Origin of the sequence: Gimesia algae (genome assembly GCF_007746795.1) — a bacterium.
GTDB classification, from domain to species: domain Bacteria; phylum Planctomycetota; class Planctomycetia; order Planctomycetales; family Planctomycetaceae; genus Gimesia; species Gimesia algae.
Genome location: NZ_CP036343.1, coordinates 6,451,967 through 6,466,304, shown reverse-complemented (window position 1 = coordinate 6,466,304; position 14,338 = coordinate 6,451,967). Strand labels below are relative to the sequence as shown.

Annotated in this window: 14 protein-coding genes; 7 read left to right on the top strand and 7 right to left on the bottom strand. The window is 53.6% G+C overall.

Translation table 11 applies throughout. The features are described from left to right. The first annotated feature begins 46 nt into the window (after window positions 1-46). Genes Pan161_RS24225 through Pan161_RS24215 form a run of 3 tightly spaced genes read left to right on the top strand, consistent with a single transcriptional unit; the run spans window position 47 to window position 2,078 of the window. Window positions 47-346 carry a Dabb family protein gene (locus Pan161_RS24225; RefSeq protein ID WP_145231316.1) on the top strand — a complete coding sequence of 100 codons (300 nt, stop codon included), beginning with the start codon at window positions 47-49 and terminating at the stop codon, window positions 344-346. 31 nt (window positions 347-377) lie between these two features. Further along, window positions 378-1,853 carry a neutral/alkaline non-lysosomal ceramidase N-terminal domain-containing protein gene (locus tag Pan161_RS24220; protein WP_145231315.1) on the top strand — a complete coding sequence of 492 codons (1,476 nt, stop codon included), beginning with the start codon at window positions 378-380 and terminating at the stop codon, window positions 1,851-1,853. Window positions 1,854-1,877: 24 nt separating this feature from the next. Continuing rightward, complete coding sequence (locus Pan161_RS24215; RefSeq protein WP_145231314.1) at window positions 1,878-2,078, top strand: DUF3565 domain-containing protein; 201 nt, start codon at window positions 1,878-1,880, stop codon at window positions 2,076-2,078. 148 nt (window positions 2,079-2,226) lie between these two features. Here Pan161_RS24215 and hmpA read toward each other — a convergent pair whose 3' ends face one another. Then, the gene (gene hmpA, locus Pan161_RS24210; RefSeq protein ID WP_145231313.1) at window positions 2,227-3,468 is read right to left on the bottom strand and encodes an NO-inducible flavohemoprotein; all 1,242 of its coding nucleotides are present in this window, start codon (window positions 3,466-3,468) and stop codon (window positions 2,227-2,229) included. Window positions 3,469-3,601: 133 nt separating this feature from the next. On the opposite strand from hmpA, the gene Pan161_RS24205 reads away from it, so the two are divergent. Then, entirely contained in the window at window positions 3,602-4,027 is a 426-nt protein-coding gene (locus tag Pan161_RS24205) for an RrF2 family transcriptional regulator (protein WP_145231312.1), read from the top strand. 139 nt (window positions 4,028-4,166) lie between these two features. Here Pan161_RS24205 and Pan161_RS24200 read toward each other — a convergent pair whose 3' ends face one another. The 3 genes from Pan161_RS24200 to fae form a co-directional block, all read right to left on the bottom strand. After that, window positions 4,167-5,225: a hypothetical protein gene (locus Pan161_RS24200; RefSeq protein ID WP_145231311.1), complete on the bottom strand. Its 1,059-nt coding sequence runs from the start codon at window positions 5,223-5,225 to the stop codon at window positions 4,167-4,169. A gap of 150 nt (window positions 5,226-5,375) precedes the next feature. Beyond that, entirely contained in the window at window positions 5,376-5,870 is a 495-nt protein-coding gene (locus Pan161_RS24195) for a hypothetical protein (RefSeq protein ID WP_145231310.1), read from the bottom strand. 685 nt (window positions 5,871-6,555) lie between these two features. Next, window positions 6,556-7,104 (bottom strand): formaldehyde-activating enzyme, encoded by a 549-nt coding sequence (gene fae, locus Pan161_RS24190; RefSeq protein ID WP_145231309.1) that lies wholly within the window; start codon window positions 7,102-7,104, stop codon window positions 6,556-6,558. Between the two features lie 244 nt (window positions 7,105-7,348). On the opposite strand from fae, the gene Pan161_RS24185 reads away from it, so the two are divergent. Then, a complete protein-coding gene (locus tag Pan161_RS24185; RefSeq protein WP_197994218.1) occupies window positions 7,349-8,221 on the top strand; it encodes an SMI1/KNR4 family protein in 873 nt (290 codons plus the stop codon). 79 nt (window positions 8,222-8,300) lie between these two features. Here the strand turns inward: Pan161_RS24185 and Pan161_RS24180 are convergent, their stop codons facing one another. Together Pan161_RS24180 and Pan161_RS24175 are read right to left on the bottom strand one after the other, a co-directional pair. Then, window positions 8,301-9,170, bottom strand: a complete 870-nt coding sequence (locus Pan161_RS24180) for a phytanoyl-CoA dioxygenase family protein (RefSeq protein ID WP_145231307.1) — start codon at window positions 9,168-9,170, stop codon at window positions 8,301-8,303. A 35-nt stretch (window positions 9,171-9,205) separates the two neighbouring features. Then, window positions 9,206-10,537 (bottom strand): acetylxylan esterase, encoded by a 1,332-nt coding sequence (locus tag Pan161_RS24175; RefSeq protein ID WP_197995497.1) that lies wholly within the window; start codon window positions 10,535-10,537, stop codon window positions 9,206-9,208. Window positions 10,538-10,728: 191 nt separating this feature from the next. Between Pan161_RS24175 and Pan161_RS24170 the strand changes: the two genes are divergently transcribed. Then, on the top strand, window positions 10,729-11,055 hold the full coding sequence (locus Pan161_RS24170) for a hypothetical protein (protein ID WP_145231305.1): 327 nt from the start codon (window positions 10,729-10,731) through the stop codon (window positions 11,053-11,055). Window positions 11,056-11,129: 74 nt separating this feature from the next. On the opposite strand, the gene Pan161_RS24165 is transcribed toward Pan161_RS24170, so the two are convergent. Then, a complete protein-coding gene (locus tag Pan161_RS24165; RefSeq protein WP_232103458.1) occupies window positions 11,130-13,352 on the bottom strand; it encodes an amino acid permease in 2,223 nt (740 codons plus the stop codon). A gap of 411 nt (window positions 13,353-13,763) precedes the next feature. Between Pan161_RS24165 and Pan161_RS24160 the strand changes: the two genes are divergently transcribed. Further along, on the top strand, window positions 13,764-14,228 hold the full coding sequence (locus tag Pan161_RS24160; RefSeq protein WP_145231304.1) for a hypothetical protein: 465 nt from the start codon (window positions 13,764-13,766) through the stop codon (window positions 14,226-14,228). Window positions 14,229-14,338: the final 110 nt, after the last annotated feature.

The following is a 14,338-nucleotide window of genomic DNA, read 5'->3' as shown; positions in this document are numbered from 1 at the left end:
ATCAACGGCTAAATGAAATCGATATTGAACAACAGGAAAGTCACCCGTGATTGAACACACCGTCACCTTTCGCCTCAAACATTCGCACGGTTCTGACGAAGAAACCACGTTCCTCACCGCGGCCGCGGCCCTGGCGGAAATTCAGGATGTCAAAGACTTCGTCATCCGTCGCCAGACCAGCCCCAAAAATCCGCACACGTTCGGCATCAGCATGCGGTTCGACACGCAGGAACAATACGATTTCTACAGCAACCATCCCGCTCATCAGGCCTTCATTCAGGAACACTGGCTCACCAGCGTCGACGATTTCCAGGAAGCCGACTTCGAACCCCTTGAGAGTGCCTGAAACCAAACTTTACAACCCGGAGGAGTATCCCATGCCCGCACGCCTGTTTTCAGATCTGAAGCGAATCGTCCCGCTGACAACCTTGCTGCTCCTGCTGGCAGTCCTGATGGCAACGCCGTCGCAAGCTGCGGAATTATACGTGGGCGCTGCGACGACCGATATTACTCCCAAACTGCCCGTCTCATTGACCGGCCAGATGCGAACCCGCATCGCCAAAACAGTGGAAAGCCCGGTCACTGCGACCGCGTTGGTATTGGAATCACGCGAAGGAGACAAATCACTGGAACACGCTGTTTTTGTCTCCTGCGATCTGGTCTGCATTCGCGGCGGAATCCATGAAGCGGTGCGCGATAAACTCAAAGGTAAAGTGCCCGGCCTTGACCTCAAGAAGGTCATTATGAACGCCACCCACACTCATACGGCGCCCACGATGATTGAAGGACGCTACACGCTGCCGGAAACCGGAGTCACCAAACCGGCCGAGTTCGTCGAATTCGCATCGCAGATAATTGCTGACGCCATCATCGAAGCCTGGAACAATCGTCAGCCGGGACGCGTCGGCTGGGGACTGGGGCATGCAGTTGTCGCACAGAATCGGCGGGCCCTGTACGAAGGGGGCTGGGCGAAAATGTACGGCAGCACCAGCGTCAAAGATTTTCGCGGCATCGAAGGCTACGAAGATCACGGCGTCGAAGTTCTCTTTTTCTGGAACAATGAAGACAAACTGATCGCCACCGCCGTCAACGTCGCCTGCCCCGCGCAGGCCGTCGAAGGTCGCTCCGCTGTCAACGCCGACTACTGGCATCCCGTCCGCGAAACATTAAAAAAGAAGTACGGCGACCAGCTCTGCGTGCTCGGCTGGGCCGGCGCCGGCGGCGATCAGGTGCCCCGCCCCATGTATCGCAAATCGGCCGAAGCCCGCATGATGAAACTGCGTGAGTTGACACTGCTGGAAGAGATTTCACGTCGCATCGTCAACGCCTGGGAAGAAGCCTACGCCGGCGCCCAGCAGGAAAAGCACGCCGATCCGATTCTGAAACACGAAGTCAGAACCATCGAACTCCCCCGGCAGATCGTCACCGACGAAGATTATGCCCGTGTGAAAAAAGAGGTCGTCGCCTATGCTAATGCTCCTTCGAAGGTCTGGATCAAAAACTGGAAACAGCGTGTCCTCGATCGCTACGATGCTCAGCACGCCGGCACAGAAAAACCGTATGAGATGGAACTGCATACCCTGCGACTGGGCGATGTAGCACTGGCGACCAACGATTTCGAACTCTTCACCGACTTCGGCACCCAGATGAAATCCCGCAGCCCGGCCCTGCAGACGTTTGTGATTCAGCTCTGTGGACCCGGTTCCTACGTGCCCAGTGAACGCGCGGTGCGAGGCGGCAGCTACAGCGCCATCATCGAAAGCAACAACGTCGGCCCGCAAGGGGGACAGGTCCTCACCGAAGAAACCCTCAAGTCAATCAACGGGCAGTTCAAGAAAAGTACCAGCGACTGAGCAACGATTTCAGCAGGATACTCCATGCAGCAGCCCATCATTGGCTATCACACTGACGAAGAAGGACACTGGGTCGCGCAACTCGCGTGCGGCCACAATCAGCATGTCCGCCACAACCCACCGCTCGAGGAACGCACCTGGGTCACCACCGCAGACGGCCGCGCCTCAATGCTGGGGCATCAACTCAACTGTAAAAAATGCGACGAAAACGCACCACCCGATTAAAAAGATTAAAAAGGTGTCAGGAACCTTATATTTAAGGTTCCTGACACCTTTTTAATGCCCGATTGTCTGAACCAAACCAAAAATGGCTCCTGAATGACCATCCATCCAGAAGCCGTTTATCATTAACCGTCTCTTCGCGAAAACCACATCAGCCAACCGCAGCTGCGCTCTCGATATCCTGACGTGGACCGAAGAATTCAAAGTGAATTCGATCATCGCCCACATCCAGGGCCTGCAGGCTGCGATACACGGTCTGCATGAAGGCTTTCGGCCCGCAGAAATAGTATTCGGCGTCTTCAAACGGCGTCCATTCCCGCAGCAGGCTTTCGCTCACAACACCTGTCGCGTCACACCGCTGCTGTTCCACATCCCCTTCCAGGGGCTGGTCGTAGATCACACGAGTCTGCAACTTTGAACCATTCGTCTGCAGCTGCTGCACTTCTTCCGCAAAGGCATGCGTACCGCTGTTGCGAGCCGCCTGCAGCAGAAAAAGAGGCCGCCCCGGTTGAGTGGCAACCAGTGTTTTCGCCATCGCCAGTAACGGCGTGACACCAATTCCACCCGCCAGCAGTACCACCGGGCGTGTCGACGGCGAATCTGTTGCCAGTGTGAACTCACCACAGGGAGGCCCGATCTGCAGCGTATCGCCGAGCTCAACCTGCTCATGCAGATAATTTGAAATCAATCCACCAGGCGCATCCGCCGTCAACGGGCCTTCCTTCTTCACACTGATTCGGTAATATCCCTGTCCCGGCTGATCCGAGAGACTGTAGTTCCGCGGAGAAGTCGGCGTGGTGGGGTGATCAATCTTCACCGTGATATACTGTCCCGGCTGATAGTCGGGAATCGCCTTTCCGTCAGCCGGCTTGAGATAGAACGAAGTCACTACATCGCTTTCCTGCTCCTTGCGATCCACAACAAACGAACGGTAACCGTTCCAGCCCCCGACCGCCGCCTGTTGGGCTGCATAGATCTGTTGCTCGCGACCAATACAGACATCCGCCAGCAACTGATAAGCTTCCCCGACCGCAGCCAGCACTTCGTCTGTCGCACCGTCCCCCATCACCTCTTTGATGGCTGCCAGCAGATGTTTGCCGACGATCGGATACTGTTCAGGTTGAATACCCAGCGAACAATGTTTCTGCGCGATCAACTCGACTGCGGGGGTCAACGCTGCCAGATCATCGATGTGCAGGAAATAAGCACAGATGGCACCCGCCAGTGCTTTCTGCTGACCGCCCGAATGCTGGTGGGCCTGGTTGAAATAGGCCTGCACTTCAGGGTTCTCTGTGAACATACGTTGATAGAAAACCCGGGTGACCGTTTCCGCATTGGCGGCGACCGCCGGCGTGATTTCCTTGACTATTTGGATCGTTTTAGCGCTTAACATAATGAGTTCTCCCCAGAGAAACCTTGAAATACAGGTTAAAACTGTTATACTACACCAAAAGGTATAGAATATAATTCTGCATGTCAAGGTGTAGAATTGAGGATATTTTTAAAAAACGACCTGGAACTCCAAAATGCTCTCTAAAACTCACGAATATGCCCTCCGCGCGGTCGCCTGTCTGGCAGGGCAACCCGGAAAACCGGCATCAGCCGACTTCCTGGCAGAAAAGACCAAAGTCCCCCGTCGCTATCTGACCCGCGTACTGCAGGACCTGGCGGCGTCGGGGATTGTGAGTTCCAAAAGCGGCCCCAAAGGGGGCTACGAACTGATTGCAGAGAGCGGCGAACTGACGATTCTGGATATCGTCAACGCTATCGCCCCACTGGAGCGGATCAAAGCCTGTCCGCTGGGGCTCAAGTCGCACACCAGTCTGTGTCCTCTGCATGCGGAACTGGATCGGGTCTATGCTGAAACCGAAGCCGCCTTTGCGCGCGTGACGATTAAACAGCTGCTGGAATCAACCAGCGCCATCATCCCCCTGTGTGATATCAAAGTCTGAACCGCGGCTTCGTCGTCTGCCAGAACTGTTTCTTGCCCAATGAAGTATTACAGGGCGCAGCAAAAAAGCGATGGCTGCCTGAAAGCGGAAGCCATCGCCTCGTTACGCTGATGAGCTGTCGGCAAGCGTACCGTTAAGATTAACGAATACTTTGCTCATCGCGATTGGAATCTGCTGTCTCCTGACGCGTTTCGCGCGCTTCAAGTGACTTGCGAGATTTCATTTCACCGCGAATCGTACGTCGGGTCGGTTCGCGGACGTCAATACTCTGCCCATCCACGCGAATCAGTTGCGCGATCAGTGCTTCCTGATTATTGATTCTGCCTTCCCGCGCCAGCAGTTTAATGGATGTCCCTTCCGAGAGATCCACATCTTCAAATTCACTGGCGGGTCCCAGATTGACACGTCGGGTTTTCTCTTTTCCATTCAGGGCTAAATCAGCAACGAGGAACCGACCATTGCGTCCCTGGAAGCTGGTCTTTCGCGTATTCTGGATAGTTCCCTGAAATTTTCTCAGTCGCTGTTGCTGTGGAAGTTGATTCTGGATCGACTCCCCTTCGAAGGAAACGAACTGCGCCATGACAGCGGCTTCATCATTGATTCTGGCTCGAACGCCTTTGACATTGATTTCGTCACCTTTTTCCAGGTCAAGCTGACTCACTTTCTCTTTCGTTCCCAGGCAGACTCGCAGGGTTTTGCCTTCATCGGTCTTCAGCTTCGCGACCATCTGTTTCTGGTCTGAAGAAGTCATTTTCTTTTCCTGAAGATTTTTGATTTTACCGGTGAACTGCACCTGCTGGCCTCGTTGACCGCGCTCTCCGCGCTGCAGGCGCGCCGAACCCCGGCGTGCTTGAGATCGCTGCCGACTCTGGTTCTGGGCTTTTTCCAGGTCGTACAGAAAAATCGTCTCGACGGCGTCGTACATACCATCACGGTCATAATCAACGCCCACATGGACCCAGCCTTCCATATTCAAATGGTAGCGGTTGTGACTACGATCTGTTGATGATTGCTGTCGCGAGCGGTCCCCGCGCTGCGAATGTTGTTTATCTTTTGAATGTCGACTTTGTTTCTGCGCTGATTTCTGACTTGATTGATCTTGTTGAGATCTGGTTTTGTCATCAGCCTGTGCCGGCACAACCAGTGCCACAGCCAGACCAAAGACAGACGCATACAGTACAGACTTACTGAAATTCATTAATCAAACTCCTTTAATTGTTGTTAACTCAAATAATTTTAGATTTCGTAACTCTCAACGCGAGAGGGAGACCGTGCCTCGCCAGGAGAAAATCACCTTGATCCGGCGGGTACACGGATCGTCCCTCTACACGCTACTCTCCCCCTGAGCTTAGTCCCACCAGTCATCAGCGGTGTAATATCGATCGTAGTCGTCGGAGTAACTGTCGTCGTATCCTTCCTCACTGCGATCATCTTCCCACCAGTCGGAATCCAGATATTCTTCATTTTCCGGACGAACTCCCTCTCCATAGAATTCATTGGTAAAGAAGTAATCTGTATTGGGTTCCCGGTAATCTCCGTAACGGTTTTCCGATTCACCATCTTCCCACCATTCTTCCGGCCAGTCATCGTCTTCGTAGTAATGGTCATCGCCATAGAATTCGTCGTCATAGAGGTCAGATTCTCCATACCGATAGGTGTATTCTTCCTCGTCGTCGTACCACCAGTCGTCGCTAAACCACTGCTCGTCTTCATTTTCGTTGTCGTACCACCACTCTTTGTCGAACCAGTGGTCTTCTTCGTATCTGCTTGTTCCCCTCTCAAAGGCCGGGTCGATATCGCGACTGGAAATAGCCGGCTCCTGAGCATTCACTGAATTTAACACTGCGTCACTCCAGGGGTTCAGAAACAAAGATAAGGTTAAGATGAAGAAATACTTCGACATCTGTATTACCATTACGATCTCCTTCTCTTGAATATTTAAAAGGCATTGATTTCGGCTTGGATCGCCGACCCGCTGCAGTAGTTCGCGCCTCTACTGCGACATTCTTTCAGATGCCGGACACCCGTTGAGAGTCATCAACCTGATCGAGGTGCCAGGTTCGCTGCATCCGAAACCGTGCTCGCACATGCTGCAACCTCATGGCATTCCCTGCCGGCGTTGCGATAAAAAAATTGTGCAACATGTATGCCAGCCACTAAGAACCTCGCAGAAAGTTCCACCAGACAGCAGCGCGATTTTTAAAAGTGGGGATGAAAGCAGCAGTTGTATTTTCGATGCGTATTTCAGATCGTGAAAACGCATTGCTCGCGTTTGTGAATTAACAATTAAGAAATCGTGTCATCACTTCCCCTGTGTCTGCTCAGCCTGCAGGCTGGTCGCGCAGCACACAGCCCCCTGGTCTCTCGCGCGACAGCAGTTGCGCGTGTGCGTAAAAAAAACGAGCCCCGTCAGAAACAGGCCTCGTTTTTGATTGTCACAATTGAGAGGTTTACTCTGCAGAATTGTCGTGGCTCTGCGTGCACGCTGACGCAGTTTCGTTCGGGCGACAGTATGTCACATCGAGCCGTTACAGCGTCCCGTCCAGACCCTTCTGGTAGTACTTATGTGTGATCTCATCCTGGTGTTCCAGCAGCCAGTCGATGGTGGGTTCGTTGTGCATCGCTTTGTGAATCGCTTGCGCGGTGGCTTTGCGATGAATTTCGAACAGCGCCTTGTGATCGAGGTTCTCATCGGTGGCGGCACCCGGGTTCAGCCAGACCGAACAGATAATGCCCAGGTCATTCGCTTTCTCTTTGGGCAGATCACCTGCGCGAACCGCATCCAGCACCCCATTGGCAATCGCCGCCTGCACGGTACCCATCAAAATATTCGTGTAGGCACTGCTCTTCACAGTCACCTTGCTCACCATCAGCGTGACCGGTCTGACCTGGATATCGGTATTCAAAATCGCAAACACTTTCGAGTGACCCGCCGACTGCCCGCCGGTTAACGTGGCGATCGCTGTACCCACGGGGCCATCCAGTTCGCCAATCACCACTTCCGGTTCCGCAGCCGTAAACGGGGGACCGCCGGCGACCAGACATTCCCCCGTACGCATGATAATTCGTTCGCTCATCAAAACACTCCTTGCAGGTTGAACAGGTTTGGTTGTAGAACCCTCACCCTACTCAATCGCTGGCCAACCTGCAACCTGCCCGGTTTCCAGGGCCAGACTTCGGGAGGCACGAACATTTGGGATTCGACAAGATACTCTCTAAAATGATTGCTTTCATTGATTTTGACTTGTATTCTTGGAATGAAAAAGAGAGCCCACTGTTCTCTGCATCCAATCACCTTACTGATTTCTCCAGGGAGAGATTGTGAAATCAACACTGCCGGTTCGACGCTTTATCCACACCAATGGCCGTTGGGTCAACCTTGCAGTCGAGGAAGAAACTGTGATCAGTTATTCCGGAACCAATCGAAGTACGGTTCCGTATTTTGGCAGGGTTAAGCATGAGACACATACTCCCCGGGCCGGACGTTCAGCGGACGAAGAACTGGAAAAGCTGGCTGCCGATTTTAAACGCAGAAACTATCTCGAGATCACACCTACGAAGAAACCTGCCGGCGAGACAAAAATCAATGGGCTGTGGCGCAGGCTGGAGAACTGGCATTGCGAACATACGCCGGTCTTCTGTCGCTGGCCTCTGGCACCGGGGGCATCCGAGCGGGAAATACAGGCGTTTGAAAAAACGATCGGAGCAAAACTGCCTGCAGACATGCGTGCCAGCTATCTCCGGCACAACGGTTCTGCCCGCGTCAAGTTGCTGGCCGTCATCGGTGAAGGGGAATGGGTGAACCTGCAAGAGTCTGCCAAACACTGGAAGTTCTTTCAGGATATCAGACCTTCTCTCGAAGCAGCCGGTTTTCTGAAACCTCCACTGGGGCCGATGAAGGAAGTCCAGATCAGTCCTGGATGGATTCCTATCAGCGATAACAGTGGGGGCGACCACCTGTGCATCGACCTCGATCCCGCCAAAGGTGGTAAGGTCGGTCAGCTGTTTTCCTATTGGCACGAGTATGGAGCCTGGCGGATTGTTGCCCCCAGTTTCACCGCATTCCTGGAACGCCTGCTCAAACACCTCGAACAGGGAAAATATGCCTTTGATGAATGCGGTCAACTCGCTCCTGTAAAAGGCCCCTCAGCGTACGAAGTTTCAAAAGTACAGGATTACTTTCAAAAAGATTGAAGGCGTTCTCCACCGGTGTTGTATCACGCGATGTATAGAAATCACCGCTACCTAGCGCCATTCCGCTCAGAGAAGTTACTCACTCATACCGTTTCGGACTGATCCCCGGCGCAGAGCTCGCCATATTATCGGGCCGGTTCGGCAGATTATAGTCAATCTTCTGCGTGTTCAGGCTGCGAAACAACGGTCGCACGTTTTCGGGTAACGTCTGCACCTGCTCCGGGTCGTAATCGGGCACTTCTCCAATCGGCCCCGCCCACGCCGGGCGATAGGCAATCGCCAGCAGGTGCCGGTCGGTATCGCTGAAATTGGGATAATTGGCGTGGAACACTTTCTGGTTGATGATCACCGCTGAGCCCGCCCGACAGGTCACCAGCATTTCATCTTCGTGCGACAGATAACGCCGATACGGGTTGCCGTCCGCGTGCAGCGAAAGATGCGAGCCGGGAATCACCTTGAACGGGCTGTGCTCAGGCGTCAGATCATCCAGGTAATACAACACCCGCACCAGGCACGGCGAACTCGCGCCCAGTCCAAAAATATTCGATCCGTAGGGCTGCGCGTCCGTATGAATGGCAATTCCCGGATGCCCCGGCTGTGAAACCGCGTAGGTGCAGGACGTACAGATCAGCTCATCCCCGAACAGCCGTTCCAGGAATGAAATCATCGCCGGCAGCGCAATCGTAGTGATGGTCGTTGGTGAATTGGTCCACTGTACGCCACTGTAGCCCCGCTGATGCTCACTGTAATCGGTCCCCTGTGTCGGCAGCCGCATCAGCTCTTCACGGATTCCCGCAATCTGCTCTGCGGACAACAGGTCTGGTATTACCACATAACCATCCCGCTCCAGCGAACGAATCTGCTGTCCCACACTCAATGTTGCCCAGTCGGTTTCGACCTGCTTCGCCGCAGCAACTTTCTCACGTGAGTTGGTAAAAGAGACATCCATATTGCTGACCTTTCACTGATAGACGGTAAGTCCCCCTACTTCCCGGCCTGTTCCTTCACATGTTCCTTCACCGCAGCAAAAAATGCTTTGTGAATGTCACCGGGAGCCGCGTGGCCCATCAGGGGTTTGTTGATGATCTGCTTCTTGCCTTTCAACTGGTTATAGGCGGCGTAGCAGCTCGAAGGGGGGCAGGTGACGTCGATGAATCCAACGCTCATTATCGCATCGGCTTTGCTGCGACTGGCGAAGTTGACGCCGTCTACATACTGCGCTGCTTTGAGTTCCGCAGCCGCAGGCGTCCCGTCGGGCAGTGTGGTGACCAGTTTTGGCCAGCCGTTGATGCGTCCGGCAGCCCGTCCGGAATGATCGCAGATCGCGGGTACGCCGGTTGCGATGAACGTCACCCGGTCATCAAGACCACCGGCTGCCAGCGCCTGTCCGCCTCCCTGGCTGTGGCCGATCACGATCAGTGTTTTTCCGTCCCATTCCGGTTGCGAAGTCAGATAATCCATCGCCCGAATCAAACGTAAAAACATGCCGACAAAATAAGTCGTCTCGCGGTCCTCACGACCGAAGTGCGGATATCCTTTGAGGGGGCCCGCGTACTGTTCTTTATAAAATTCTGCCGACTTGCCGTTAGGCAGGCCGTGTGCGTTGATGTCCAATGACAGCATGCCTGCGTTCGCCCCTTTGATGGCATTGCCCAGCGAGGAACTGCGAACTCCCGCGCCGTGGACCCACAGAATGGCAGGCAGGCTCTTGGGTTTTGCATCTTTCGGTTTCCCCAGGTAACCGGAGACCGGCGCTCCGCCGAGACAGTCCACCTGCAGGTCAAAGCATTCAATCTTATTGTTCGGCTGGGTGACCGGCGTCAGCTTCGCTTTGGCGGGAACTTCCGCCAGCTTGCGTTTCTGTTCGGCCCAGAACTCATCAAAGTCAGCAGGCACAGGCAGACTGGGTTGAATCTCTTGTGGTGAAAACGCGGCTCCGGCTGTTTTTGTCAGTTTTTTATTCGCATCCAAAGTCACCACACAACGGAGAAATCCGGGTTTGTCCGCCGTCACTTTTACGACCGCCGGCTCACTGCCCACGGTCAGTTTTCCGTTCGGATAATTGGGGCCACTGCTGATATAATCATCGACTCGATATGTTATCGTCTCACCACTCTCACCGGCGAGTGGCTTACCGTCTTTCGTCAGTGAAATCAGAAACGTCGCCTCTTCCCCTGCTTGATAAATCGCATCGGGCCGATCCGTCACGACTTTCAATTCGTACTTTTCGGCTGCCATCACAGACTGACACAACGAAAACATAACCGCCGCCGCGATCAGGGGACACACAATATTTCTCAGCAGTAAGTGACGCATGTAATATTCCTTAATTACGATTTGAATCGGTTTTCTGATTCTCAAAAGAGCTGACTCCATTCTATCAGACTTTCTTACGAACGGAAGCTAAAGCGAACTGACAAAACAGTAGGCCTATATCTATTTCTATTTGACGAAAAAATTTGTGATAAACAGATTCGATATGATATAATTCGTGCTGGAGTCTGCTCATGCACCGCGAATCATTGTTTCTGAAAATCCTGCATGTCCTGGTAGTCACTATTACAACATCACTGTTGTTTTGGTGGCTGACCGCGACTCTCATGCGCCAGGATGTTTGGATGACAAGAAACTCCTATGTCGAGGAATTACAACAGTTCTCCGCTCAAATTATCGGAGCCGTGCTGGGACTGATCCTGGGGTATGTTACCTGGAATCATGTGATCAGAAAACATCCCGCTTGGGATGAAAGAATCATCGCGCTGGGTTGTCTGGTTCTGCTACTGGTACTGCCCGTCGCTGAAGAAGTTTTCCGACGTCTGACACATTTTCTTTAAGTCCCCATCAAAAATGGCGCAATATTACTCGCTTGCGATGTAAAACGGGACCCAGTCGAGAAGCCAGTTCCAGGTTACGATTCCAGTTCCATCCCGCCGGCACTCTCGATAAACAGTACGCGCGGCAGATTGCCGACGAACGATTCCATGCGGGCAAAGAACGCAGCTTCAGCGCTTTCCTCAGGTGGTTCAAATCCAAGGATTACGACCGCGGCTGCGGCTGAGGTTTGTTGAATCGCCCGTGCGGGATCGGAAGAGACGACAACCACCGGTTCCGCGGCAATCCGGGCAGAGGCAGAAAGTTCCTCGATGTGGCGTGTCACTTCTTCGACCGCTTCGTCATTGGAAACGGCACGCAGCACGCGTATCCGGTTGCCGCGCCATTCGGGATTCTGGTGTAACAGGTGGGCCAGCAGCAACATCAGTGATCCATTCCGCCTGCCACGCCACCAGACGTCGATCGTACCGATGGGGACATCCCAGGGATCGATCACCGGACCTGTGGGTTCGCCTTCATCTTCCCGATAGCGTAGAAATCGCAGCGCGATGATACTGCGTCCCAGTCGAGAAACAAGACGAACGGTCGACCCGAAGGATTCTGACTTCAGGGGATCATTCGGCCAGCCCAGCAAAACTGTGTTTGGTCGCAAACCACCGATGCCATGGCATTGTACCAGCGCCTCGACCCCATCTGAGAGATATTCCGAGACCACCACTGCCGGAAACGCAAGCAGTTCTTCTTTCGCGATGAACGCGCGCAAGGTGTTTTCGAATTTCTCGCGGCGTTCTGCGTGTTCCTCGATGTCACCCGTTACCACATGTGCAATCGAAAGAATGCCATGCCCGGCCGTCAGCCAGTGACCGTAGACCGCCAGATGCGGTCGATTCCATGCCGTGCCACTTAATGTCAGAATGATCGGTCGCCAGTTCTTGGGGTGATAGGCTTCCTGTTCGAGCTTTAACAGACCTTGACGGGCCCGCTCGAACACCATGCCGCTGTGCAGGTCGCCCCAGCGTGACTCGACTTCGCGATAGTGGATAAACCAGTATAAGCCGCTGATCACTACGATACTGGCACTCGCCCAGATCCAGTTGATCAAAAACATCACCGCCAGGCAGCCCACCGTGCCCGCTAAAGAGACCGACCAGTGGCAATAGCGGAACGTCGGTCGATAGCTGGGATTCTTCGTGATCGCTTCGTAAAACGTCGCCAGATTCAACAAGCCGTACGTGATCATGAAAAACATCGTGATGATGGGAGCGATGGCATTCAGGTCGCCCAGCAGAATACAGATCTGGGCGATCACGAACGTCAGTACGGTTGCCCTGCGTGGCTCACGACTGGAGCCGCTGCCCGCACCAAAAAACGAGAGTCGTTTGAAAATCTCATCACGGGCAAACGCCTGCAGAATACGAGGCGCGCCCATCATGGAGCCGAGCGCCGACGAGAGCGTCGCGGCGAACACGCCGGCGGTGATCAGCACCGGCCAGATGGAGATCTCTTTCATAATCAGATTGTTGCCGATCAGATCTGCATAAGGTCGCGTTCCCCCCAGGATGAGTGCCAGTGACAGGTAAATCACCGCGGTTACGATAACTGCACCCAATGTGCCCTGCGGGATGGATCGAGAGGGGTTCTTCAAATCCCCGGACATATTCGCGCCCGCCATAATACCGGTGACCGCCGGGAAGAAAAGCGCAAACATTGTAAACAGCGAATTACCCGCATCGTAATGGGGCATGAGATTTTCACGCATGAGACTGAGTTCAAAGCTGGAGAAGGCACCCAGGTAGAAAGACGCCAGTGCCGCACCCAATATAGCGAGAATGAAATACTGAACTTTAATGGTCCAGCCCGCTCCGATATACACGCAGACGAATGTCGCGACATTGATCAACGTGGCGATGATGACGAAATGGTTTTCCCAGGCAGAGAAGGTTCCCACAAACGCCTCGGTAAAACCGATGACATACATGGCCACCGAAATGGCCTGCGCCAGGTAAAACACAACGCCGATCGCCCCGCCGAACTCAACGCCCAGGCTGCGGCTGATCAGATAGTAGGCACCGCCCCCCTTGACGCGCGTGTTGGAAGCAATGGCGGAGAGAGACAGTGTCGTCAGCGTGGTAATCGTTTTCGAAGCCACCACAATCAGAATCGCATACAGCACGCCCGCCTGTCCGACCACCTGGCCGAACCGCAGAAACATGATCACCCCCAGGATGGTCAGCGTACATGGTGTAAAAACGCCACCAAACGTGCCGAACTTCATGCGCGGCTGGTCTTCCTGACTCATTAAGGGCTCACTGAAAATAAAGGGGGCAGCGACTTTTTAATCGGGGTGACCCCTTTGAGGAATGCAGACTCGGCCTGCTTTAAAATTCGTTCGCGCGTTATTTTATCAGATTCTCGGCAGAAAAGAAGATAGACTCAGCCCAGCACGCAGGCTGTGGCAAAAGAATGCGTAAGAAGGAGGGATTTCTGCAGGACGCATGCGATGTAATATCTACAATCCACCAGGTGTTCAATCGTTTTCTCAGACGATTCTTGAGCCTTTCCTGTTCCTTGATTTCAGAAATTGGATATCCAGAGCCGATATGAAGTATCAGGCCGATTGTATGGATTAAGAAAACAGGGACGGCCTCCTGCAACAGGGCATTTTATTTTGCGTCACAGGCTTACCTGTCGCGCGTTCCGAGGATCAGACATGAGCTTAACGCAACGATGGTTATTAGTAACAGCGGGCGTTCTCTTCATCGCCGGCGCGGTCTCTGCTTCGAGTCAGTCCGAGAAAGCGGAAGCCGATCCCGGCGATCAGCAGGCCGCGTTGATGCTGGCGAAACTGGCCTGCAGTCAGAAGATCACCAGTGGACTGGTCACCAAAAACTTTGACCAGATTCACCGTGGCGCCACCGAATTAAGTAGCATCTGTAATGCTACCGCCTGGGCGGCACACAAAGATCCGGTATATGCCCACCATCGCACCGAACTCCGCAAGCAGGCACAGAAACTCGCGAAGATGGCCGAAGAAAAAAATCTCGACGGCGCCACATACTCCTACATGCATTCGCTGAATACCTGCATCAACTGCCACGAATACTGCCGCGACGTGCTGAGCATCATTGACGATTCCAAAGTCAATCTGAAAGTCGTCCCGATTCCATCTAATTAGCCGCAGGGCCTTAGCCCCGGTTGTCTCCCAATTTGTATGAACTTGCACTCCTGATTGATTTCCATTAACAAAGCCGGTTCAAATTAAACGACACAATCGGTCTCCGCATC

Bases quoted from the DNA above. Each gene is read 5' to 3' on its own strand.
- Pan161_RS24220 (WP_145231315.1), top strand. From the start codon at position 378: ATGCCCGCACGCCTGTTTTCAGATCTGAAGCGAATCGTCCCGCTGACA.
- Pan161_RS24215 (WP_145231314.1), top strand. From the start codon at position 1,878: ATGCAGCAGCCCATCATTGGCTATCACACTGACGAAGAAGGACACTGG.
- hmpA (WP_145231313.1), bottom strand. From the start codon at position 3,468: ATGTTAAGCGCTAAAACGATCCAAATAGTCAAGGAAATCACGCCGGCG.
- Pan161_RS24205 (WP_145231312.1), top strand. From the start codon at position 3,602: ATGCTCTCTAAAACTCACGAATATGCCCTCCGCGCGGTCGCCTGTCTG.
- Pan161_RS24200 (WP_145231311.1), bottom strand. From the start codon at position 5,225: ATGAATTTCAGTAAGTCTGTACTGTATGCGTCTGTCTTTGGTCTGGCT.
- fae (WP_145231309.1), bottom strand. From the start codon at position 7,104: ATGAGCGAACGAATTATCATGCGTACGGGGGAATGTCTGGTCGCCGGC.
- Pan161_RS24180 (WP_145231307.1), bottom strand. From the start codon at position 9,170: ATGGATGTCTCTTTTACCAACTCACGTGAGAAAGTTGCTGCGGCGAAG.
- Pan161_RS24175 (WP_197995497.1), bottom strand. From the start codon at position 10,537: ATGCGTCACTTACTGCTGAGAAATATTGTGTGTCCCCTGATCGCGGCG.
- Pan161_RS24170 (WP_145231305.1), top strand. From the start codon at position 10,729: ATGCACCGCGAATCATTGTTTCTGAAAATCCTGCATGTCCTGGTAGTC.
- Pan161_RS24165 (WP_232103458.1), bottom strand. From the start codon at position 13,352: ATGAGTCAGGAAGACCAGCCGCGCATGAAGTTCGGCACGTTTGGTGGC.
- Pan161_RS24160 (WP_145231304.1), top strand. From the start codon at position 13,764: ATGAGCTTAACGCAACGATGGTTATTAGTAACAGCGGGCGTTCTCTTC.